24 protein-coding genes and 1 tRNA gene are annotated in these 21,562 nt (G+C 64.9%); 8 read left to right on the top strand and 17 right to left on the bottom strand.

Going from position 1 to position 21,562, the window contains the following annotated elements; all coding sequences use genetic code 11:
* Positions 1-42 precede the first annotated feature (42 nt).
* The 3 genes from EH209_RS14210 to EH209_RS14200 form a co-directional block, all read right to left on the bottom strand.
* Positions 43-861 (bottom strand): hypothetical protein, encoded by an 819-nt coding sequence (locus EH209_RS14210; RefSeq protein ID WP_126663615.1) that lies wholly within the window; start codon positions 859-861, stop codon positions 43-45.
* Positions 862-1,049: 188 nt separating this feature from the next.
* Positions 1,050-1,133, bottom strand: a tRNA-Ser gene (locus EH209_RS14205).
* Between the two features lie 40 nt (positions 1,134-1,173).
* Entirely contained in the window at positions 1,174-1,947 is a 774-nt protein-coding gene (locus EH209_RS14200) for a hypothetical protein (RefSeq protein ID WP_126663503.1), read from the bottom strand.
* Positions 1,948-2,057: 110 nt separating this feature from the next.
* Here EH209_RS14200 and EH209_RS14195 point away from each other — a divergent pair, with 110 nt between their 5' ends.
* Positions 2,058-2,294: a hypothetical protein gene (locus EH209_RS14195; protein ID WP_126663502.1), complete on the top strand. Its 237-nt coding sequence runs from the start codon at positions 2,058-2,060 to the stop codon at positions 2,292-2,294.
* Between the two features lie 12 nt (positions 2,295-2,306).
* Here the strand turns inward: EH209_RS14195 and EH209_RS14190 are convergent, their stop codons facing one another.
* The 6 genes from EH209_RS14190 to EH209_RS14165 all read right to left on the bottom strand — a co-directional run bounded on the left by EH209_RS14190 (position 2,307) and on the right by EH209_RS14165 (position 6,643).
* Positions 2,307-2,930, bottom strand: a complete 624-nt coding sequence (locus EH209_RS14190) for a uracil-DNA glycosylase (RefSeq protein ID WP_126663614.1) — start codon at positions 2,928-2,930, stop codon at positions 2,307-2,309.
* A gap of 89 nt (positions 2,931-3,019) precedes the next feature.
* A complete protein-coding gene (locus EH209_RS14185; protein ID WP_126663501.1) occupies positions 3,020-4,027 on the bottom strand; it encodes a helix-hairpin-helix domain-containing protein in 1,008 nt (335 codons plus the stop codon).
* A gap of 331 nt (positions 4,028-4,358) precedes the next feature.
* Entirely contained in the window at positions 4,359-4,616 is a 258-nt protein-coding gene (locus EH209_RS14180; protein WP_126663500.1) for a hypothetical protein, read from the bottom strand.
* Positions 4,613-5,689: an Mrp/NBP35 family ATP-binding protein gene (locus EH209_RS14175; RefSeq protein ID WP_126663499.1), complete on the bottom strand. Its 1,077-nt coding sequence runs from the start codon at positions 5,687-5,689 to the stop codon at positions 4,613-4,615. Before EH209_RS14175 ends, EH209_RS14180 begins: the two co-directional genes overlap by 4 nt.
* A 203-nt stretch (positions 5,690-5,892) precedes the next feature.
* Positions 5,893-6,213, bottom strand: a complete 321-nt coding sequence (gene sugE, locus EH209_RS14170; protein ID WP_008896835.1) for a quaternary ammonium compound efflux SMR transporter SugE — start codon at positions 6,211-6,213, stop codon at positions 5,893-5,895.
* A gap of 106 nt (positions 6,214-6,319) precedes the next feature.
* Positions 6,320-6,643: a hypothetical protein gene (locus EH209_RS14165; protein ID WP_126663498.1), complete on the bottom strand. Its 324-nt coding sequence runs from the start codon at positions 6,641-6,643 to the stop codon at positions 6,320-6,322.
* A 377-nt stretch (positions 6,644-7,020) separates the two neighbouring features.
* Between EH209_RS14165 and EH209_RS14160 the strand changes: the two genes are divergently transcribed.
* Both EH209_RS14160 and EH209_RS14155 read left to right on the top strand, forming a co-directional pair.
* Positions 7,021-7,347 carry a DUF5783 family protein gene (locus EH209_RS14160; RefSeq protein WP_126663497.1) on the top strand — a complete coding sequence of 109 codons (327 nt, stop codon included), beginning with the start codon at positions 7,021-7,023 and terminating at the stop codon, positions 7,345-7,347.
* 60 nt (positions 7,348-7,407) lie between these two features.
* Positions 7,408-8,259 carry a translation initiation factor eIF-2B gene (locus EH209_RS14155; protein WP_126663496.1) on the top strand — a complete coding sequence of 284 codons (852 nt, stop codon included), beginning with the start codon at positions 7,408-7,410 and terminating at the stop codon, positions 8,257-8,259.
* Between the two features lie 36 nt (positions 8,260-8,295).
* Here the strand turns inward: EH209_RS14155 and EH209_RS14150 are convergent, their stop codons facing one another.
* Positions 8,296-9,018, bottom strand: coding sequence for a ThuA domain-containing protein (locus tag EH209_RS14150; RefSeq protein ID WP_126663495.1), 723 nt, complete (start codon positions 9,016-9,018; stop codon positions 8,296-8,298).
* Between the two features lie 279 nt (positions 9,019-9,297).
* On the opposite strand from EH209_RS14150, the gene EH209_RS14145 reads away from it, so the two are divergent.
* Positions 9,298-10,422 carry a Gfo/Idh/MocA family protein gene (locus EH209_RS14145; protein WP_126663494.1) on the top strand — a complete coding sequence of 375 codons (1,125 nt, stop codon included), beginning with the start codon at positions 9,298-9,300 and terminating at the stop codon, positions 10,420-10,422.
* 139 nt (positions 10,423-10,561) lie between these two features.
* Here the strand turns inward: EH209_RS14145 and psmB are convergent, their stop codons facing one another.
* Both psmB and EH209_RS24100 read right to left on the bottom strand, forming a co-directional pair.
* Positions 10,562-11,293 carry an archaeal proteasome endopeptidase complex subunit beta gene (gene psmB / locus EH209_RS14140; RefSeq protein WP_126663493.1) on the bottom strand — a complete coding sequence of 244 codons (732 nt, stop codon included), beginning with the start codon at positions 11,291-11,293 and terminating at the stop codon, positions 10,562-10,564.
* A gap of 133 nt (positions 11,294-11,426) precedes the next feature.
* Entirely contained in the window at positions 11,427-11,603 is a 177-nt protein-coding gene (locus EH209_RS24100; protein WP_164722049.1) for a hypothetical protein, read from the bottom strand.
* Between the two features lie 370 nt (positions 11,604-11,973).
* Between EH209_RS24100 and EH209_RS14135 the strand changes: the two genes are divergently transcribed.
* On the top strand, positions 11,974-12,327 hold the full coding sequence (locus EH209_RS14135; protein WP_008896827.1) for a DUF555 domain-containing protein: 354 nt from the start codon (positions 11,974-11,976) through the stop codon (positions 12,325-12,327).
* A 663-nt stretch (positions 12,328-12,990) separates the two neighbouring features.
* Positions 12,991-13,530 carry a CBS domain-containing protein gene (locus EH209_RS14130; protein WP_126663492.1) on the top strand — a complete coding sequence of 180 codons (540 nt, stop codon included), beginning with the start codon at positions 12,991-12,993 and terminating at the stop codon, positions 13,528-13,530.
* 52 nt (positions 13,531-13,582) lie between these two features.
* Here the strand turns inward: EH209_RS14130 and EH209_RS14125 are convergent, their stop codons facing one another.
* Genes EH209_RS14125 through EH209_RS14105 form a run of 5 tightly spaced genes read right to left on the bottom strand, consistent with a single transcriptional unit; the run spans position 13,583 to position 18,312 of the window.
* Positions 13,583-14,281: an ABC transporter ATP-binding protein gene (locus EH209_RS14125; protein ID WP_126663491.1), complete on the bottom strand. Its 699-nt coding sequence runs from the start codon at positions 14,279-14,281 to the stop codon at positions 13,583-13,585.
* Complete coding sequence (locus EH209_RS14120) at positions 14,281-15,057, bottom strand: ABC transporter ATP-binding protein (protein ID WP_126663490.1); 777 nt, start codon at positions 15,055-15,057, stop codon at positions 14,281-14,283. Before EH209_RS14120 ends, EH209_RS14125 begins: the two co-directional genes overlap by 1 nt.
* Positions 15,057-16,163, bottom strand: a complete 1,107-nt coding sequence (locus tag EH209_RS14115) for an ABC transporter permease subunit (protein WP_126663489.1) — start codon at positions 16,161-16,163, stop codon at positions 15,057-15,059. Before EH209_RS14115 ends, EH209_RS14120 begins: the two co-directional genes overlap by 1 nt.
* Positions 16,160-17,041 (bottom strand): urea ABC transporter, permease protein UrtB, encoded by an 882-nt coding sequence (urtB, locus tag EH209_RS14110; protein ID WP_126663488.1) that lies wholly within the window; start codon positions 17,039-17,041, stop codon positions 16,160-16,162. Before urtB ends, EH209_RS14115 begins: the two co-directional genes overlap by 4 nt.
* A gap of 2 nt (positions 17,042-17,043) precedes the next feature.
* A complete protein-coding gene (locus EH209_RS14105; RefSeq protein WP_126663487.1) occupies positions 17,044-18,312 on the bottom strand; it encodes an urea ABC transporter substrate-binding protein in 1,269 nt (422 codons plus the stop codon).
* Positions 18,313-19,389: 1,077 nt separating this feature from the next.
* Here EH209_RS14105 and EH209_RS14100 point away from each other — a divergent pair.
* Complete coding sequence (locus EH209_RS14100; protein ID WP_126663486.1) at positions 19,390-19,800, top strand: urease subunit beta; 411 nt, start codon at positions 19,390-19,392, stop codon at positions 19,798-19,800.
* Positions 19,797-21,503 (top strand): urease subunit alpha, encoded by a 1,707-nt coding sequence (ureC, locus tag EH209_RS14095; RefSeq protein ID WP_126663485.1) that lies wholly within the window; start codon positions 19,797-19,799, stop codon positions 21,501-21,503. The genes EH209_RS14100 and ureC overlap by 4 nt, the downstream gene beginning before the upstream one ends.
* Positions 21,504-21,562 lie beyond the last annotated feature (59 nt).

The following is a 21,562-nucleotide window of genomic DNA, read 5'->3' as shown; positions in this document are numbered from 1 at the left end:
CTCCGAACGATCGCTCCCGCGGGCTCGCCGGTAGTTCGACCGCTACGCGGCGAGCAACAGCAGGGTGTAACCCGCGGCGCCGACGGCAAAGGCCCAGAACCGACTCCGGCGTTCCGAGGGGAGTTCCTCCTTGATGACGTTGAGGATGATCCCGCCGGAGAGGAACGCGAACAGGAGCGCAACGGCGAACTCCCCGATCGGGGTTACGTAGCCGACGGCGAGCCCGAACAGCACGGCCGCCGCGAGCAGCCACCGACCGTAGCGGTGGTAGATTCGCCCGTGGTGCTCGCGGAGGCCGAAATCGTTCACGAGGAAGTGCAGCGCCATTGCGACGAAAAACAGCGTCAAGCTCTCGACGCCCGGCTCTTCGCGGTGGACGAGCAGATAGCCGATGAGCGCGTTGTAGGCGGCAAACGAGCCCGCGTGGAGCCAGAAGACGCCGTCGGGCTCCGGTTCCGAACCGTCGGCGACGGCCCTCGAGTCGTTGGCATCGACGGCGGCGCCACCCCTCCCACCCCCTTCGCTCTCGGTGTCGGCTCTCACCATGGCGAACCGCTCGAGGCCGTAGAAGGCGGCGAACCCGACGAGTGTGACGAGATAGACGTGGTGATCCACGGTGGCGAGGACGGTGTTGCTCTCGTCGATCGCCTCGGCGGCTGCCCCGACGTCGGGGAGGATATGAACGAAGACGTACGCGACCGAGACGCCACCCGCTATCGACAGCCACCGGCTGCGCGGGATCGCCTCGAGATGACGCAGTCGGCCGGCGAAGACGTGGACCAGTGCGAGGGCGACCGCGAACACCGCGGCGAGGGCGTTGACGAGACCGGGATCGGTTACGGCGCTCGAGGCGGAGAGCATATCGGTTGTTCGGTTGGTATCGCCTTTGATTCGCTGCAAGCGAACTCCGTAACTCGCGATGCGGGAATCGCCACTTGCGGCAAAATCCGGTGGGATGGGATTTGAACCACGGTCGGAGCGAAGCTCCTCCCTGATTCAAATCCCAACGTTTCGTATTTGCCACTCACGAGATTGTTCGCGGCAAAATACGGTGGGGATGGGATTTGAACCCATGAGGCTATACAGCCACCTGCTCTCAAGGCAGGCGCGTTAGGCCGCTTCGCTACCCCACCTCATCGTCACCTTCTCCGTACGTTCAAAAAGTGTTGTCGGTTACGATCGCTCGAGCGAACCGTCGTCCCCGATCGCAAGTCCCAGTTCGTCGACGACGGCAGCCGTCGCCTCGCTGCCCGGCTGGTCCGCGAGGCGTCGCGCCTCAAGCAGCGCGAGCGTCGAGCGAAGTCCCGCGGGCGTGTCGACGGTCGGGAGCATGGGGGCGAATCCGACCCCGAAACCCGCGTCCGTGGCTCGAGTTGCCAGCGTGGTTACCTCCGGCGTCGCGTACGCGTCGGCGAAGTCGATCGCCTCCCGGAAGCCGGCGAGGTAGGTTCGTCCCTCGGCGGACGGCCCGAGGACGACCTCGTGGCGCCGGACAGACATCGCCACGCCGTCGATCTCGGTTCGCCGAACCAGCGGCGCCGTGGGTTCGAGAACGCCGACGCTGTCGGCGCCCTCGCGCTCGAGAAGGTGGCTGACGGTGTTGCCGATCCGCGCATCGCGACTCGAGCCGACCTGGCGTTCGAATCGGACGCCCGCGTCGCGGTCGCCGTCGCCGGCGATGGCGTCCTCCCCGAGCGCGTCGATGACGAGCGTGCGGACCTCGGCTTCGGGATCGGAGTCGGCGTTGGCGAACTCGTCGGGCAGCGTCTCCGCGTCGCGGTAGTTGACCAGCAGGTCGCCGCCGCTCTCGGCGACGGCCCAGCAGACGTCGGCGACGGCGGCCTCGTAGAGCGCGACGGCGTCGGCGGCCGACAGCGGCGTTTCGTCGACGAGCGACGACAGGACGAGACCCTCTCGAGGCGGATCGACCGGAACGACGACGATCATACACGGTTCTCCGCGGACGCGACTCTTGAACGCGGCGCTTTCGCCAGCGCGACCCCGCCGCTTGCGCCGCCGGCGGACGAATTATGGTGGTGGACCGACAGCACTCGGCTATGGAAGAGCAAACGCTCCCGCGGTCGATTCCCGGACCGGTCGGTCTGCTCGGCGTCCTGACGGTCGTCCTGCTGGCGGCGCTCGGCGTCTGGAGCTTCGCCGACAGCACCCTGCTCGGCTCCGGCGACTACCTCGCGCCGCTTCTTGGCGTGCTCGCGGTCGTCGTCGTCGCGGTCGGCGCGCTGGCCGCCCTCGGCGCGCGATCCCGCGAGTGGCTCGCCAACCCGTACTGGTGATGAGTCGATCGCTTACCGCTCGCGTCGCCCCTTCGTCTGGCGGTAGTCCGACGCCATCAGGTCGACGAACTCCTCGAGCCACGCCTGCGTCTGCGCGTCGGACTGTTCGCGGGGATCGACCATCGGCACGAGTTCGAACCCGCGGCCGCGGATCCGTACGGCGTGGTCGTCCGGCAGCGCGAGGTCGTCGGCCGGCGTTGTCGTGTATTCCACGCCGAGCTCCCGCAGCGGTCGCTCGCCGACGGGGACGAGGATCTCGGGGTTGATCATCCGAATCTCGGCGTTGAGGTAGGGATCGCAGTTGCCGATCTCCTCGTCCGTCGGCCGTCGATCGGGATCGCGACAGCGCGTGAGGTTCGTCAGGTAGACGTTCTCGAGGACCGGCTCGTCGGCCGGCGACGTCGAATCGCAGAGCCCGAGCCGCTCGAGCATTCGCCGGAGGGTCGTCTCCGACTCGGTTCCCTCGGCGGCCGCCCCGTCGGCCGCCTCCGCAGCGAACGGGACGCCGATCGCGTCCGCGCTCGCGGTCGGTCGCTCGCCGACGAACAGAAAGTCCGCGTCGACGTCGCCGTAGCCGTGGACGACCTGCGTGCGCGTCTCACAGAGCGCCGGACAGTTCCGACACTCCTCGTCCATGCCGAACGGGTTCGCCCGAGACTGTTGATTCGCGTCCACACTCGAGTCTCGAGGGAGGCGCCCAAAAGTGACGCGACTGTCGGGCCCGACTACGCCTGGGACTGGGCCGCCTGAATCCACTCCGAAGCGCGGTCCTCGGATATTTCGGCGGCGTCGGCGACGGTCTCGGCCTGCGTGCTCGCGAGGTCGGCGATAGTCTCGATGCCCGCGTCTGCCAGTCGCTCGGCATAGGTCTGTCCGACGCCCTCGAGGGCCTGCAGGTTCTGCTCGGTCGCGTCGGCTCCTTCCTCGGTCGCGGTTTCAATCGCGTTCGTGGTTTCGACGACGGTGCTCTCGGTCGCTTCGGCGGCCTCGCCGACCAGGTCCTGCGCGCCGCGCTGGCTCGTCCGGGCGACCGACTCGGTCGACTCCTGGGCCGTCTGTGCGACCGCTTCGGTGGACTGCTGGACGGTATCAGCGACGTCTTCGGTCTGCTGTTGGACCGTCTCGGCGGCCTCCTCGGCGCGGCGGACGCCCTCGACGGTCTGCTGTTCGGTCTCCTGTTGGGCCTCGAGCATCGACTGCGTCGAGTCGGCGAGCACCTGCTGTTGCTGGGCGGTCAGTTCGTCGACGGCCTCGAGAAAGCCGTCCTCGAGCTCCTCCCAGGCCTCGTCCTGGGTGTGCTCGAACTCGTCGAAGCCGTCGTTGACGGCCGAGCGAACGTTGAACTCGTCGCCGTTCATCACGGAGTCGAGGGCGTCGAACTGCGCGTGAAGCATCCGCTGGACCAGTTCGGCGTGTTGCTCGAACCCTTCGTTAAACGCCTGCTTGGTCTGTGCCGTACTCTCTTCGAATCCCTCGTCGACGGTCGACCGGACGTCGTAGGCGTCCTCGTCGATGGCGTCCTCGAGGGCCTCGAGCTGGGCGTCGAGGAACCGGCGGGCGAGTTCGGTGCCCTGGCGCTGGGCGCTTCGCTGGGCCGCCATCCCGTTGCGAAGCATCGTCTCCATCGCGTTCTCCTGGAACTCGAGCCCCTGCTCGAACAGCTGCTGGCTCTGTTTGATCGACTGGCGCTGCAGTTCGAACGTGGCTTCGATGGGCGTGGTTGCGTCGGTCATGGTGTCGAGGGCGCAGTGACGGGTAATTGCCGTCCCTGGTACCTACCCGCGAGAACGACGGCGACTCGTATAAGCGCTGTCCCTAAATGGTTTTAGGAACCATTTGATACCACAGAATGTCGTAGAAATTCATCAGAGTATCAGCGGGTGGTTTCTCGATATCCTGTCATCGGAGCCATAGCTATCGCGGGCAATCCGGCTCTCGGTCGTTCGCTCGGGCACATCGGCGAGGAATAGGAAGGAGAAACGAACGGCTGACGAGAAACGAGGGGACGAAATGAACAGCCGGCGAAGACGGTCGAAAAACCGGTCCGCGAAGCGGCGTCGCGGTTCAGCGATCGAGGCCACCGCGTTCGGTGACCTCGAGGATGAACTTCACGTTGCGAACGATCTCCTCGGGCGTGGTCTCCTCGTCGGGATCGTAGAGGTCGCTAGTCCGGTAGAGGATGTTAGCGAGTTGCTTGCTCTCGCTGGTTTCCCCGCGGATGTCGTCGGCGACGTTGCGGAGCGCCGCCACGCGTTCGGGATCGGGCTCGAACTCGGGTGTGTCCGATTCGTCCGTCGAGTCGGGGTTGTCGTCCGCCGTCATCGATCGGCCGAGGCCGCCTCGTTCCGTCTGGTCTGGGAGACGCCGCGCCGGTGGACGATCCCAGTGTTGTTCGCGACGTTCTCGGTGATCGTCCGGAAGGCGTCGCCGGTGGCGCTCTCGTCCTCGAGGACGGTCGGCTTCCCGCCGTCACCGCCCTCGCGGACGGCCGGGTCGAGCGGGATCGAGCCCAGGAACGGCATCTCGTGTTCGTCGGCGAACTCCCGGCCGCCGCCGGAACCGAAGATGTCGTGCTCGCCACCGCAGTCGGGACAGGAGAACGTCGACATGTTCTCGGCGATGCCGAGCACGACGGTGTCGTGTTTGGCGAACATCTCGAGGCCCTTCCGAGCGTCGTCTAGGGCGACGTCCTGGGGCGTCGTGACGATGACTGCACCCGTGACAGGCATGGTCTGGAGCATCGTCAGCTGGGTGTCACCGGTCCCCGGCGGGAGGTCGATGACGAGGTAGTCGAGGTGGCCCCACTCGACGTCCTCGGTGAGCTGGGTGATGACCTTGTGGACCATCGGGCCGCGCCAGATGACGGGGTCGTCCTCGCCGGTGAGGAAGGCCATGCTCATCAGCTTCACGCCGTACTTCTCGGGGGGCACGAGCGTCTCGTCCTCAGTCGCCATCGGCGGCTCGTCGGCGTCGACCATCCGTGGCACGTTCGGGCCGTAGACGTCGGCGTCGAAGAGGCCGACGTTGGCGCCCAGCCGCGAGAGGCCGGCCGCGAGGTTGACGGCGACCGTCGACTTGCCGACGCCACCCTTCCCGGAGGCGACGGCGATGACGTTCTTGACGCCCGGCAGCACCTGGTCCTCGTTGGCGACGTCGTCCCGGTCGGGCACGCTCGCCGAGAGGTCCGGCTCGAGACCCTCCTCAAGGAGCAGTTCCCGTACCTCGCCGGCGATATCGGTCTCGGTGGGTGAGTACGGCGCCCCCAGCGCGAGATCGATATCGACCTGCTCGCCGTCGACGGTGATGTCGTTGACGAGTCCGAGCGAAACGATGTCGTCGCCGAGTTCCGGATCTTCGACCGTCCGGAGGCGGTCGCGAACGGCGGCTTCGTCCATGTAACTAGCTACTTCCGGGCGTCGAAAAGGGTTGTGTTCCCACCTTTTTCCTGCGGGCGCTCGCTCACTTCGTTCGCTCGAGCCCTTGCAAAAAGCTGGTCCAAAAAGACCGCACCAGCAAATTGGCCGCGCGAACGCTGTCTGTGACCGATGCGCACCGTCTACGCGTTGAAGTCGCACCGCGGACCGCCGCCGGTCGGTCGTCAGTGGCCGCCGGTGAGGTGCAGCCCGACGATCCCGACGACGATCACGCTGAGGAAGCCGACTCGAGCCGCAGACACGGGTTCGTCGAAGAGGACGATCCCGAGCGACGCGGTCCCGACGGCGCCGATCCCCGTCCAGACCGCGTAGGCCGTTCCTACCGGGAGGTCTCTGACCGCCAGGGCCAACAGCCCCATGCTGATGACGAGGGAGACGACGGTGGCGAGCGTCGGGAGCGGCCGCGAGAGCCCGTCGGAGTACCCGAGCCCGATCGCCCAGCCGACTTCGAACAGTCCCGCGAGCACCAGGAGATACCACGACATACTCGACTCGAGGATCGGAACCGCGGGTATAGGCCCCTGTCGGTCTCGAGGCGACGACTCGGCGCGAACCGGTCTACGAACCGATCCGCGCGACCGCGAACCCGTCTCAGGCGTTGAAATCGAACCGCGGCCCGCCGTAGGTCGGCGGATCCGGCTCGAGCTCGACCCCCTGCTCGTAGCGGACGAAGTTCAGGTAGAACGGTCGCCCGCAGCCCTCGACCGGCTCGCCCTCGAGGTCGGTGACGGGTCCGTCCTCACCGCAGAGAAATTCGATGCCGTCGGCCGATTCGCGGCCCGGATCGTCCGGGTCGGCGTACTCCCACCCCGGCTGCGGGCTCTTCGTGACCGACCGATCCGCCAGATCCGGCGGCCGCTCGAGGCTGACGACTGCGTTGCAGTGGGGACAGGTGTAGCGAACGGTGACGGTCATCGGCGGTTCTATGGGACTCGAGGACGTAAGTCTGCGGTCGCGGAGAGCGCATCCGACGGACGGTGGCGCGCGCTGTCAATCGGTCCGAGTGACAGCGAGGAGCGATCAACGACTCGTGCGAGGTCTTCGCGAACGGAGTGAGTGAAGGCTTGGAAGACGCATTGCGTCTTCCAGTGGATGAGGACCGCAACGAACGGGGAGGGACGACCCGTGAGTGAGGACCGCAGTCGGCTGGGGAGGGCGTGGCAATTCCCCGTCGCCACGATAGCAGGGATGATTCGAGTGATTTGTGATACCTCGAGTCGCCGAACGTCGCTCGAGATGAGTCTCCAAAGCGGTCCCGAACCGTTTACCCGCCTGCTGGCCCACAACCGACCATGACCGAGTTCGACCCCGAGAAGTTCGAGGACAAGTACGTCCACTACTTCGAGGAACTCCAGGAGGCCTACTCCAACGCCTACAACCAACTACACGGCCGCTACGACTCCGAGATCCTCAAAGCGATCGATCGGAACGTTCTGAGCGAGAGCGAGCCGTTCTATGAGGGAGACGGCAAGTTCCGGATCGAACTGCCCGACGAGCGCGTCGAGGAGGTCCGAAGCGCCGTCGGCAAGCCCGAGCAGTTCGACACCGTCCTCGAGGAACTCGTCATGAGAATCGAAGCGGAGTTACGGCGCATCTTCGGCTTCGAATCCGCAGACTGACCGGCCGCGGCCGCTACCGACACCCGAACACCTTTCTCCCTGACGGGAATTCGTGCAGGTATGATCGACGAGACGGTCGAGCAGATCCAGGAGATGCAGACCCACAGCTCCTCGGTGGTGGCCGTCCGCGCGACGCGGGCCCTAGAGGAGTTGCTCGAGCGAGAGTTCGCTACCGTTGAGGAGTACACGCGCGCCCTCGAGCGCAACGGCTCGGTGCTCCGACGCGCGAACCCCTCCCACGCCTCGCTGCAGAACGCGGTCCGGGAAGTCGTCGATGACGTCTCCGACGCCGATCACGACAGCGTCGAGGAGGCCAAACAGTACACCCGGGACAAGATCGACGCGGTCGTCTCGCGGGTCGAGTCAGGGAAGGACCTCGCGGCCGAGAACGCCGCCGACCTCCTCGAGGACGGCGCGACGCTGCTGACTCACGACTACTCCTCGACCGTGCTGGAGGCCCTCGAGCGGGCGACCGCCGACGGCAAGCAGTTCGAGGTCTACGTCACCGAGGCCCGGCCCCGCTTTATCGGACGCAAGACGGCGCGGGCGCTCGCGGACCTCGACGGCGTCGAGACGACGCTGATCACTGACAGCGCCCACGGGGTCTACCTCGAGGAGTGCGACCGCGTCGTCGTCGGCATGGACTGCATCGTCGAGGACACGCTGTACAACCGCGTCGGGACGTTCCCGCTCGCGTCGACGGCCGCGCGACTGGACGTCCCCGTCACCGTCCTCGGCTCGGCGTCGAAGATCGTCAGCGAGGGGTTCGTCTTCGAGAACGAGTTTCGGTCGGGCAGCGAAGTGATGCCGGAGCCCGCGGAGGGCTTCGCCGTCGAAAACCCCAACTACGACGCGACGCCGATCGAGTTGCTCGAGAGCGTCGTCACCGACGAGGGTAGACAGACGTTCTAGCCCAGTGGTCCCCGCTTGGACGAAATTCACCCGAGTTCAGTCCCGTTTGCCGAACGTCCGCGGCGCGCCCTCCGTCGGTGTCGCCCAATCGACGGCGTTGCGGAGCACGCGCCGAACGTCCTCGTGTTCGTAGATCGGATACTCTTCGTGGCCCGGCCGGAAGTAGAAGATCCGGCCGCTGCCTCGCCGGTAGCAACAGCCGCTGCGGAACACCTCGCCGCCTTCGAACCAGCTGGTGAACACCAGCCGATCGGGCTCGGGAACGTCGAACGGCTCCCCGTACATCTCCGTCTGCGGGAGTTCGATCGATTCGTCGAGGCCGTCGGCGATCGGGTGGCCGGGATCGACGACCCAGAGCCGTTCGGTCGCGCCGTCCTCGCGGTACTGGAGGTTGCAGGTGGTTCCCATGAGCCGCTTGAAGATCTTCGAGTAGTGACCCGAGTGAAGAACGATCAGACCCATTCCCTCGAGGACCCGCTCCTGAACGCGGTCGACAACGTCATCCGAAACCTCGTCGTGAGCCTCGTGGCCCCACCACAGCAGGACGTCGGTTTCCTCGAGGACGTCCGCCGGAAGGCCGTGCTTCGGCTCGTCCAGCGTTGCGGTACGGATCGTGTGATCGGCTGTGTCCTCTCGATCGGCGCCGTCGGCGCTGAGCGCGTCGGCGATCGTCGCGTGGATCCCGTCCGGATAGACGGCCGCAATTTCGTCGTCCTCGCGCTCGTGACGGAACTCGTTCCAGATCGTAACGTCGGCCATCGGGCGGGCGTCATCGCGAACGCCCTTAGCTGAGGTGATACTGGCGCGTGACAGTCTGGTTTACGGATACAATTATACTATTCTGTCCCGCTGATACGGGCAGTAATCGTATAATTCTGATTGAAAGACAAGACGATTGTACAGATTAATCGGTCACAACCCTTATTTCGATCGCCGACCGCTTCTCTCTATGGACTGGGACCGCACACAAATGTCATCGAAATCGCCCGTTTCTGCTACCGTCTCCTCCCGGACTGCCCCTCAATCGGAGGTTTCGCGATGATCGGCGACGAGATCGGTGTCGGAATCGTCGGTCTGGGCGGGATGGGTCACCTGCACGCGCGCAGTATCTCCGACCTCGGTGCCGATGTCGTCGCAGGTACGGACCTCGTCGAGGCCCAACGCCGGCGCTTCGCCGACGAGTTCGGTGCGCGAACCTACGAGACCCACGAGGAGATGGTCGTCGAGGACGACGTCGACGCCGTCATCGTGACGACGCCCAACCGGTTCCACGAACCGATCGCCGTCGACGCTCTCGAGGCCGGCTGTCACGTGCTCGTCGAGAAGCCGCTGGCCCACACGATAGAGAGCGCCGAGCGAGTCGCACGCACCGCCGCGCGCGCGGACGGAATCTGTATGGTCGGCTTCCACAACCGCCACGCCGCGTCGATGGCCATGTTCGACGAACAACACGCCCGCGGCCGCTTCGGCGACCTCACCCACGTCGAGGCCAACTACGTCCGGCGGCGAGGCGTCCCCGGCCCCGGCTCGTGGTTTACGGACCCAGAACTCGCCGGCGGCGGCGCCTTACTCGACATCGGCGTCCACGCGCTCGACCTCGCCCTCTATGCGCTTGACTTCCCGGAGATCACCGAAGTGTCGGGGATCACCCGGACAACCTTCGGCACCGACGCGGAGTACGCCGACCCCGAGGGCTTCGGCGACAACTGGGACGCCGAAGCCGAGACCTACGAGGTCGACGACTCCGTCAGCGCCTTCATCCGCACCGCCGAGGGCCAGACGATCTCGCTCGAGGCCGCCTGGGCGACCAACCGCGAGGAGAGCATGGACTTCCGCGTGCGCGGCACCGAGGCCGGCGCGCAGTTCGACATCGGCGACACCACCCTCAACATCCTCGAGGCCGGCACCGCCGGCGGCGATCACTACGCCGACGTGACGATGACCGGCGACGAGTCGGTGACCGGCTACGCGGAACAGGACGAACAGTTCCTCGCAGCGATCGCTGCGGGCGCGGCGCCTGAGACGAACACCGTCGAGGAGGCCCTGACCGTCCAGCGGGTCATCGACGCGATCTACCGCTCGAGCGAGACGGGACGCGCGACCGAACTCGCCGAACCCCAGGTCTCGGAGTTCCAGCTCGAGCAGGCGACTCGGCTCGAGTAACTGCGTCGCGTCCCTCCCGAATCCGAATTTTTCTCTCGGTTCTGCAACGATCGATACCGAACGGCTACCGCGTCGAACGGAGCCGCGGCTCTGCCAACGGATAACGGCGAAAATCGGAATTCGCTCGCCTCGAGCCGACTTACAGGACTTCGTCGAAGTCGTGGTGGCCGTGGATGTCGACGCCCTCGTCGGTGATCTCACAGAGGAAGACACCGTTGCCGGAGCCGGTGTCGCGCTCGACGGCGGACTTGATGCCGTGGGCCGCGACCGAGACGGCTTCCTCGTTGGACATGTCCTCCTCGTAGGCCTGCTCTAAGTGACCGTAGGCGAGTTGCATCCCGGAGCCGGTGACGGTGTAGTCGTCCTCCATGACGCCGCCGGCGGGGTCGATGCTGTAGACGTGGCTGCCCTCCGCGTCGACGCCGCCCAGAATCGGGTGGATAGCGAAGAACGGGCCGCCGCGGGCGAAGTTGCCCGCCAGCGTCGCGAGCGCGTCGATGCTCATCTGCTCGCCGCGGCGGGACTCGTAGAGATTGACCTCGGCACGGAGACTCGAGATGAACGACTGGGCGCCGCCGACCGAGCCGACGAGCGTGAGCGCACCGGTCGGGTGGATCTGCTCGACCTTCTGGACGTTCTTGTTCGAGACGAATCGGCCGCCGAGGCTGGCGCGCATGTCCGTCGCGATGACGACGCCGTCGGCCGTCGAGATACCGATCGTCGTCGTCCCGGTCTTGTTGACGTTGTCGAGGTCGGCCCGCGTCAGGTCGTTCTGGGGCATCGACCCGATTTCGGGCTCGTAGGGGTTCGGATCGTCGGCCAACTGGTCGACGGTACGAGAGAAGTCCGAATTATGCTGAGGTGCTCGCATTGACGAAACGTTACGACCGGCACGGTATAAAACACCGGCGGTCACCTCGGGGGTTTCCGCTTTCCGAACCGGTGGCTCTCGAGGCGAGAGCCGACAGAAACAGCGCTTTCGATGTCAGTCTGGACGGTTTCGATTACTCCTCGTGCTGTTTGGCCTCGAGGGCGTCCTCGACGTTCGCGAGGACGCGGTGGATCGGTAGCGTGACGCCGGCCTGGCGGGCGGCGATCGCGAGCGGCATCGCGACGATGCCGGTCAGGATGCACAGTTGGTACAGGGCGAACAGGGTCGCGTGGTACACGCGGGATATCATCGACGTTCAGCCATGGCCAGACGACGGGTATATATAAGCCTTCTTGTAGTTAGTTGACTATAACGATCGACCGGCAGGAATTAGGTCGACGCCTGCTTGCGATTCAATTGAAGTTGTAGAGCGGACAAATAGAGGCGTACTCGAGTCGATGTACGGCTATGCAGGCGGCAATCGACTCGGTCAATTCTCGTAACTTATGGGAACGATTCGGCTCACGTGCGCACCCGGCCCGCGGCGGTCGCGCGCCACCGCGGACGCTCCGCACCCGGTGCTCGTCGCGAATCCGTCGAGAACGAACCGGGCTCGAGAACGCGGTCATCTGCCGGCGACGAACCGCAAGACAGGAAACCCCCCGGGACGACCACCACGTATGGGCAATTATCTCGTCGCGATGGAAGCCGCATGGCTCGTTCGTGACGTCGAAGAGATCGACGACGCGATCGGCGTCGCCGTCAGCGAAGCCGGGAAACGACTCAACAGCGAAGACATGGACTACGTCGAAGTCGAGGTCGGCGCGACGGGCTGTCCCGCCTGCGGGGAACCCTTCGACTCGGCCTTCATCGCGGCCGACACCGCGCTCGTGGGGCTGGCCCTCGAGATGGAAGTGTACAACGCCGACAGCGAGGAACACGCCTCCCGAATCGCCAAGAGCGAGGTCGGCGGCGCGCTGCGTGACGTTCCCCTCTCGGTCGTCGACATCATCGAGACGGAAGAAGAGGACTGAGCGCGCCTTGGCTGCTGACTGCCGCCGTCAATCGACGGCGTCGGCCGGTAATCACCATGGCGGCGACCGTTCCGGTTTTAGAACTGTCTAAATCCCATACTACGCATGACATTGTTATGGGGAAGCAAAACAAGAGAAGAAATACCATTGTTGGGCCGGATTTGTCCGACTACTCGATGAAGAAGTCGACCCGTGCTCGAGGGTAGACGCGAACCCGTCTTCCCTGATGAGTCTGCGCGTGTGAATATCCAATCATACTTGGAGTATCTTACACTCAAATCCTCGTCAATACGCTTGCGAGACAACAGCTCGTAGTCAATCATCGTGAACCTCTCAGCGTTGTTCAGTCAATTCACGGGCGCTCATGCGAGTGTGCGTCGTCGACCCTCAAGCTCACAGTCGCGATACGGATAGCGACGACGTTGATGTCCAGAACGAGTGGTTCAAGGACAACCACGGCGACAAGGTCCCGCGACGTTCGGAACCAGCAAACTTCCGTAGCGAGTCTACGGGGGTGCAGAATCTTTAATGGCTGTCTCGGCGATCAAGACGTTCGACAAGATTCACAGTAAGGATAGAATTTATGCGTGAACTCCGCACCCATCTTACTTCGGACAGTCACCCAACCAAAGTATTTTTGATAACCCGCAGTTATTGATCCGTATGGAACTTCCGACGCCCGCGGATCTGCGCCAGCGCCGTACCGAACTCGGGCTGACCCAGAGCGAACTTGCGGAGACGGCCGACGTCTCCCAGCCGTTGATCGCCCGAATCGAGGGTGGGGACGTCGACCCGCGGCTCTCGACGCTGCGCCGCATCGTCAACGCCCTCGAGAAGGCCGAGAGCGACGTCGTCCGCGCCGAGGACCTGATGAACAAGGCCGTCGTCAACGTCGCACCCAACGACGCCGTCAAAGAAGCCGCTCGGAAGATGGAGGAGGAGGCCTACTCCCAGCTCGCCGTCATCCAGGACGGCATTCCGGTCGGTTCGATCAGCCAGGGCGACCTCGTCCACCTCGATTCGGAGGCCCGCGACGAGCCCGTCGAGGAGCACATGAGCGAGAGCTTCCCGACGGTGTCGAAGGACGCGACGCTGGACGAGATCAGTAACTTGCTCGAACACTACAAGGCCGTGATGATCACCGAGGCCGGCGAGACGGTCGGGATCATCACTGAGGCCGACATCGCGTCGCGGTTCTCCTAGTCGGTCAGTCCTCGAGTTGGCGGGTCCCCTCGTCGACGCTCGAGTTGGCGGGTCACACCGCCAGATACTCCGTCACCGCATCGCGGGACTCGAGGCGGTCTGGACCGAGTTCGTCGACGATCTCTCCCTTGTCGATGGCGTAGCAGCGTTCCGCGAGATTTTGCACGACGTGGAGGTTCTGTTCGACGAAGCAGATCGTCGTCCCGAGCTCCTCGTTGACGCTCCGCAGGTCTCGCGTGATGTCCTGGACGATCGAGGGTTGGACGCCCTCGGAGGGCTCGTCAAGCAGGAGCAGCTCGGGGTTGCCGATCAGCGCGCGCCCGATCGCGAGCATCTGCTGTTGGCCGCCGCTCATCGTCCCCGCCTTCTGGTCGCGGCGTTCCTCGAGGATCGGGAAGTAGTCGTAGACGGCCTCGTACTGCAGGCGGTCGTCACCCTCGTTGATCGTCTCGCCCATCCGCAGGTTCTCCTCGACGGTCAACTCGGGGAAGACGTCCCGCCCCTGCGGAATGTAGCCCATCCCGCGGCGGGCGCGGACGTCGGCCGGTTCGTCGGTGACGTCCTCGCCGTCGAAGACGACGGTGCCCTCGTCGGCCTCGAGCAGGCCCACGACGGCCTTGATCAGTGTTGTCTTCCCGACGCCGTTTTTCCCCATGATGCCGACGATCTCTCCCTCGTCGACGGCGACGTCGACGCCGCGGAGGATCGGTGTCTTGCCGTACGACGCGCGCAGGTTCGTGAGTTCGAGCATCAGTGATCTTCCCCCAGGTAAATCCGCTTGACTTCGGGATCGCTCTTGACCGCCTCGACGGTGCCCTCGCGGAAGATCGAGCCCTGATCGAGGACGGTGACGCGATCCGCGATCGATTCGACGAAGTCGATGTCGTGTTCGATGACGATCAGCGCGACGCCGTCATCCGAAATCTCCCGCAGCAGGTCGGCAATCTCGGCGGTCTCCTCGACAGAGAGGCCGGCGACCGGTTCGTCCAGCAACATGAGGGTCGGCTCCAGCGCCATCGCCATCCCGATCTCCAGTCGCTGCTGTTGGCCGTGCGAGAGGTTCGAGGCGACGATATCGTGCTCGGTAAGCAGGTCGAAGCGCTCGAGGATCTCGCGCGTTCGCGCCTCGAACGCGTCGCCGTCGGCGACCTGCTGGAGCGGGATCCGCAGGTTCTGTGCGACGGTCAGCCCCTCGTAGATGCTCGGGACCTGGAACTTCATGCTGATGCCGCGATCGACCCGCTCGTACGAGGGCAGGTCGGTGACGTCGTGACCGTCGTAATAGATCTTCCCGGCCGTGGGCTCGAGCTGGCCCGTCAGCAGGTTGAGGAAGGTGCTCTTCCCCGCGCCGTTGGGGCCGATGAGACAGCGCAGTTCCCCCTCCTCGAGCGCGAAGTCGACGTCGTCGGTCGCGGTGAGGCCGCCGAACTCCTTTCGCAGGTTCCGCGTCTGGAGGATCCGCGAGGTTCCCTCGCCGGTCTCGTCGACGGCCTGCGTCGTCATGACGGTCGGATCACTGGTCCCCATCAGTCGCTCACCTCCTCAGTGCCGGCCGGCGCGTCCGCCGGCGTCGGCTCGGACGAGCGGTAGTTGACGACGAGATCGCGGAGCCGCGGCGCGACTCCCTCGGGCATCACGAGGACGACGAACACCAGCAGCGAGCCGATGATTACCAGCGCCCACTCGCTGCCCGAGAGCGCGAGCTGATAGTCGACGAACTGGATCGCGAGCGCGGCGCCGACGGTGCCGAGAAGCGAGGTCCGGCCGCCGACGCTGGCCCAGACGACCGGCAGGGCGGCGGCGGTGATGCCGAAGACGCTCGGATCGATATAGTTGTTCTGCGTCGCGAACAGAACGCCGCTGAGGCCGGCGATCGCGCCGCCGATCGTGAACACGGCGAACTTGATGAACGTCGTGTTGTAGCCGAACATCTCGGTCCGGCTCTCGTCCTCGCGGGTCGCGACCATCGCGTACCCGAACCGGCTGTTGACCAGCGCGCGCAGCCCGAGATAGGTCGCCACGAGTGCACTCAGCGTCACGTAGTAGTGGCCGACAATTCCGATCTCGAGGCCGGTCGAACCGATTCCGATCCCGAGGTCGGGGACGCCGCTCATCCCGTTGAACCCGCCGAGGCGGGCGTCGCCGATCGCCCACTCGCCGCCGGCGGTCTGGCCCATGAACGTATAGAGGACCAGCGCGACGACGAGCGTTAAGATCGTCACGTAGACGTCCCGGACGCCACCGTAGAACATGAAGTAGCCCAGCGCGGCGGCGAAGCACGTCGAGACGGCGATCGCGGCCAGCAGCCCCAGCGTCGCCCCGGTCAGCGTCGGCACGTTGATCGCGACGACGCCGAACGCGTAGCCGCCGATGCCGAAGAACGCCACTTGGCCGAAGCTCAGGATTCCGCAGTAGCCCCAGATGAACGCGAGGCTGACGCCCAGCAGGGCGTACGCGAGGAACACGGCGCCGATCTCGGCGGCGTAATAACCGAAGAGGATCGGCAGCGCCGCGAGGACGGCCACGGCGGCGACGAAACCGAGCCAGAAGCTCGGGGTGTTCCCCATCGTGTTCGGCCCTTCGAACGGCCGGCGGAGGCCGGCTAGCGGCCCGTTGCTCGAGTCGACGCTCATTCGCTCTCACCCCACTTCTCGCGGAGGTCGGACAGCAGTCCGGTGATCCCGTCGGGCATCAGGCGGATGGCGACGATGGCGGCGACCAGCATCGCGACCTGTCCCATGAACGTCCCGGCGAGGTTCGTGAACGCGGCGTTGATCGTGCCGAGGAAGCCGCTTGCCAGGATCGTGCCCAGGAGGACCGAGGAGCCGCCGACGACGACGGCGACGAACGACTCGACGAGGAAGCTGGTCCCGTACTCGGGCGTGACGGTCATCACGGGCGCGTACAGCGCGCCGGCCAGACCGGCGAGCCCGGAACCGATGGCGAACGTCGCCATGTACATCCGGTCAGTATCGACGCCCATGCTGCGGGCGGTCTCCTCGTCTTGCATCGTCGCGCGTGCGCGGACGCCGAAGTCGGTCCACGTGAACAGCGCGTACAGCCCGCCGAGCACGCCGACCGCGATGACCGCGAGCACGAGGTAGTAGGTCGGTCCGTCGACGACCGGGAGCTGGCCGAACGGGATCCCCACGCCGGGCGCGGTGTTGCCGAAAGCGATCCGGGTGAGCTGTATCATCACGAGGCTAATCCCCCACGTGACGACCATCGAGTCGAGCAGCCGTCCGTAGAGGCGACGGATAATGAGTCGCTCGAGGACGAGTCCGAAGGCGGCGGTCACGACGACGCCGACGGCCATTGCGACCGCAAGCGGCAGGCCAGCGGCGACGGCGAAGGAGGTCGCGTAGGCGCCGACGAGGATGAACTCGCCGTGAGCGAGGTTGATGATCCCCATCATGCCGAAGATCACTGCCAGCCCCACCGTCGCGAGGACGATGAAGGCGAAGATCTCGACGAACTCGAAGCCGAGGTTCAGGAGTTCCGGTGTCGCCACGGTCAGATCACCTCGTAGTAGTCCGCCGGTTCGTACTGCGTCTGTTCGGCCTCGCTCGTGAGATCACAGCCGACATCGTGCAGGAACGACGGTTCGATCGTCCGCTCGTCGTCGAAGGAGATCTCGTGGGTCTCGTCCGCATGTGCGACTCGCATGTTGTGTTCGACGTGGTGGGTCGCCGGATCGAGCGTCACGTCGCCCTCCGGCGCTTCGACTTCGATTCCGCTCTCGAGCTCTTCGATCACCGCCTCCTGATCGAACGTGCCCGCGCGTTCGACCGCCTCCTTGTAGAGGTAGACCGAGAAGTAGTTGTTTTGAGCCTCCTGGTTGATGTACTCGGCGTCGTCCCAGCGGTCGTAGTAGCGCTCGACGAACGCCTCGTTGCGTTCGGTCGGCAGCTCCTCCATGTAGCTGACGCCGGCGTAGACGTCCTCCAGCGCGGGCGGATCGATCCGGAGGTGTTCGCGCTCCTGTGCCATGTTCGTCGACGTCCCTATCGGGACGTCGGTGAGCCCGCTGGCCAGCCGCTGCTCGTAGAACGAGGAGTGGTCCTGGCCGACGAGCATCGACATCACGAAGTCGGGGTCGGCCGCCCGGATGTCGTTGATCGTCGAGCCGAACTGCGATTCGCTCAGCGGAATGTACTCCTCGCCGACGACCTCGGCGCCGTGTTCCTCGGCGATAATCTTCACCCAGTCGCCCGACAGCTGGCCGAAGTTGTAGTCCGCGGCGATCGTGTAGATCTCGTCGCCGTACTCCTCGATCATGTAGGGGACGACCGCGCCGAGTTGCTGGCGGGCCGTCGCGCCCAGCGGGAAGACGGTCTTATCGCAGACGCCGCCCTCGTACTGGGTCGTGTAGAAGTACAGCTGCTCGTGTTCGTTGACGATCGGCCGGATCGCCTCCCGGGTCGCGCTCGAGTAGCCGGCCCACATGACGTCGACGTCCTCCCGGTAGATCGCGTACCGGGAGAGGTCCTGGTAGCGCATGTTGTCCGACTGCGGGTCCGGGGCGAAGACGTCGATCTCCTCGCCCAGGATCCCGCCGTCGCGGTTGATCTCCTCGATGGCCAGCTTCGTCGTTCGGTACTTGGCAGTCCCCGTCAGCGCGAACGTCCCGGAGCGGTCCTCGAGGATGGCGACCGTCGGCCCGCTCGAGCCGTCGCCGAGACCGACGAGGCCGCCTTCCGCGACGCAGCCGGCGAGTCCGGCGAGGGCGCTCGCGGAGCCTCCGGCGAGAACGTCGCGTCGGGAACACTGACGTCCGGTCACGTGCGATCACCGGCGCCGGTCGCACCCGTCGGATCGGTCGGTGCGCTCATCTCAGTTGCCCTCTGTCGGCCGTCGGTCGAGTTCCTTGGTCCTTCCCGGACGTATCTCGTCTAATGGACCACGATTGTCCGATCATATGTCTGAGTGCTTGAAAATAGAGCAGGTATAAAAGGGTTATCTCAAGAGAGTACAATCGCTATAGTTGTCTCGGGTAGTGGGTAATCATCCGAAATGGGACTGTAGTCCCTAGTACTTCGGACGAATATCCGATTTCTCCCGCGTATAGCTGCAAACGGTCGCCGAATTCATCGAATAGCGGCGTCGAAGAGCGATATTCCGCAGATCGACGAACGGGGGGTTTCACTGAAGGCTCCAGAGCAGGTCGTTACCGACGATATTTCTCCAACACGAACCTCTCAGAATCGGATATTATGTCCTCGTTCGGTTCCGGAAATCCGAGATATTTCGACGGTGCTCCGGCTCTACGCTCGAATTTAGCAAACGTTCACATTCGAACCGAAATAGAATGCGACGACTTCTACCGTAACGATGTTTGTGAACGTTGGACCATCTCGATATTGCTCGACGAATGGGCACCGTTCTCGAGTCGCCGCGTTGCGCCGTCAGTTCGCGACCGCCGATACCGTTTTATGATAACGATGTCGTATTCGATTCTCAATCCCGTATTATTTTGCCGACTCGTCAAGTTCCGAGCGGATCATCGGGGACGACGACTCGAGCGGCCGTTTGGCGGTCGGGGACGAAGAATCGGCTCGGCGATGACCGTAGGGCGACACCGCAACGGCGGATCGACCTGTGTGCCGCGGACGACGCCGAAGGCGGGTGTCGATCCGCGTGGGCGAGCGAATAATCGAACGAATATTCGGTCCTTGTGGGTCATTTATCAACCGAAGTTTGTATAATCCGGTTTCGTGCACCTTCTGCTAGAACCTCGAAATTAGTTGAGCAAGTATTGTCATCCACGGATCTATTTACGTTGTTCGTCCGCCTATCTGGCGTCGTGATGAGCTATCGTTTTCGCACGGCTGTCGGTTCGAGGACCGACGTGATCGATCGATGAGCGAGTTCGTCCCGGGCGAACTGCGCCCGGCCGAGGAGCCGGTTCGACTCAACGAGGGTCGCGAGACCGCGACGGTGACCGTCGAGAACACCGGCGATCGACCCGTGCAGGTCGGCTCGCACTTTCACTTCTTCGAGATCAACCCCGGGCTCGCGTTCGATCGTGAAACCGCCTACGGGATGCGACTCGACGTTCCGGCGGGAACCGCGGTCCGATTCGAACCCGGCTGCGAACGCGAGGTCGACCTCGTCGCGATCGGCGGCGACCGCACCGTCTATGGCATGGGCGGCCTCGTCGAGGGCGACCTCGACGACGACGCCGTGAAAACGCGCGCCATGGAGCGCGCTCGAGAGCGCGGCTACATCGCGGATCCGGCGGTCGACGAAACAACGGAGGGCGACGAATGAGCCGCGACCTCCCCCGCGAGGAGTACGCGGAACTGTTCGGCGCGACCGAGGGCGATCACCTCCGACTCGGAGACACGAATCTCTTCGCGGAGATCGAGACCGACTACGGCGTCCCCGGCGAGGAGGCCGTCTTCGGCGGCGGGAAGACGATGCGCGACGGGATGGGGATGCAGTCGGGCACAACCCAGGCCGAAGGGACCCTCGACTGGGCCTTCACGAACGTCGTGATCATCGATCCCGTGCTGGGGATCTGCAAGGGCGACATCGGCGTCCGCGACGGGAAGATCGTCGGCGTCGGGAAGGCCGGCAACCCCGACACCATGGACGGCGTCGACATGGTGATCGGGCCGAGCACCGACACTATCCCCGCCGACGGGCTGATCGCGACCCCCGGCGCGCTGGACATTCACGTCCACTTCAACAGCCCGCAGCTGGTCGAACACGCCCTCGGCGCCGGCGTCACGACGATGCTCGGCGGCGGCTTCGGGGGCGGTGCGACGACCTGTACCCCCGGTCCCCGCAATATCCAGCGGTTCCTCCAGGCCGCCGAGGACTGGCCGGTCAACGTCGGCTTCTACGCGAAGGGCAACAGCAGCCGGCCCGAGGCGCTCGTCGAGCAGATCGAGGCCGGCGCCTGCGGGATGAAGCTCCACGAGGACTGGGGGTCGACGCCCGCTGCCATCGACACCTGTCTCGAGGTGGCCGACGAGGAGGACGTCCAGGTCTGTATCCACACGGACACGCTGAACGAGTCGGGCTTCGTCGAGCACACCTTCGACGCCATCGACGGGCGCGCGATCCACACCTTCCATATCGAGGGCGCCGGCGGCGGCCACGCGCCGGACGTCCTCGAGTTGATCGGCCACGAGCACATGCTGCCGTCGTCGACGAACCCCTCGATGCCCTACACCGAGAACACGTTCGACGAACACCTGGACATGGTGATGGTCTGTCACCACCTCGATCCGGACATCCCCGAAGACGTAGCCTTCGCCGAGTCACGTATCCGCGCCGAGACGATCGGCGCCGAGGACGTCCTCCACGACACGGGGGCCATCTCGATGATGACCACCGACTCGCAGGCGATGGGGCGGATGGCCGAACTGATCAGCCGCACGTGGCAGACCGCCCATAAGATGAAGGCTCAGCGCGGCCCGCTCGAGGCCGACGAGGGAACCGACGCCGATAACGCCCGTATCAAACGGTACGTCGCGAAGTACACGATCAACCCCGCCATCACCGCGGGAATCGATGATTACGTCGGCTCGCTCGAGCCCGGCAAACTCGCCGACATCGCCCTGTGGGATCCGGCCTTCTTCGGCGTCAAGCCGAAGGCCGTGATCAAGGGCGGCTTCCCGGTCTGGTCTCAGATGGGCGAGGCCAACGGCTCGCTGATGACCTGCGAACCCGTGATCGGTCGCGAGCGCGCCGGCGCGCAGGGCCGGGCGAAACACGGCCTCTCGGTGACGTTCGTCAGCGAGGCCGCCGACGAGAACGAGGTCGGCGACGCCTACGACCTGAAAACGCCCGTCCGCCCCGTCGAGGGCACTCGAGACGTCCGAAAGTCCGACATGCTGCACAACGATCACTGTCCGGACGACATCGAGATCGACGCCCAGACGTTCGAGGTCGAAGTGGACGGCGAACACGTTACCTGCGACCCAGCCGAGGAAGTGCCGCTCGCACAGCGATACCTGCTCTGAATATGGATTCCGAAGACACAGCCTCGACCCTGACGACGATTCCGACCATACCGGCGACG

Origin of the sequence: Haloterrigena salifodinae (assembly GCF_003977755.1) — an archaeon.
GTDB lineage: Archaea > Halobacteriota > Halobacteria > Halobacteriales > Natrialbaceae > Haloterrigena > Haloterrigena salifodinae.
This window is presented reverse-complemented; position numbering and strand designations above follow the sequence as displayed.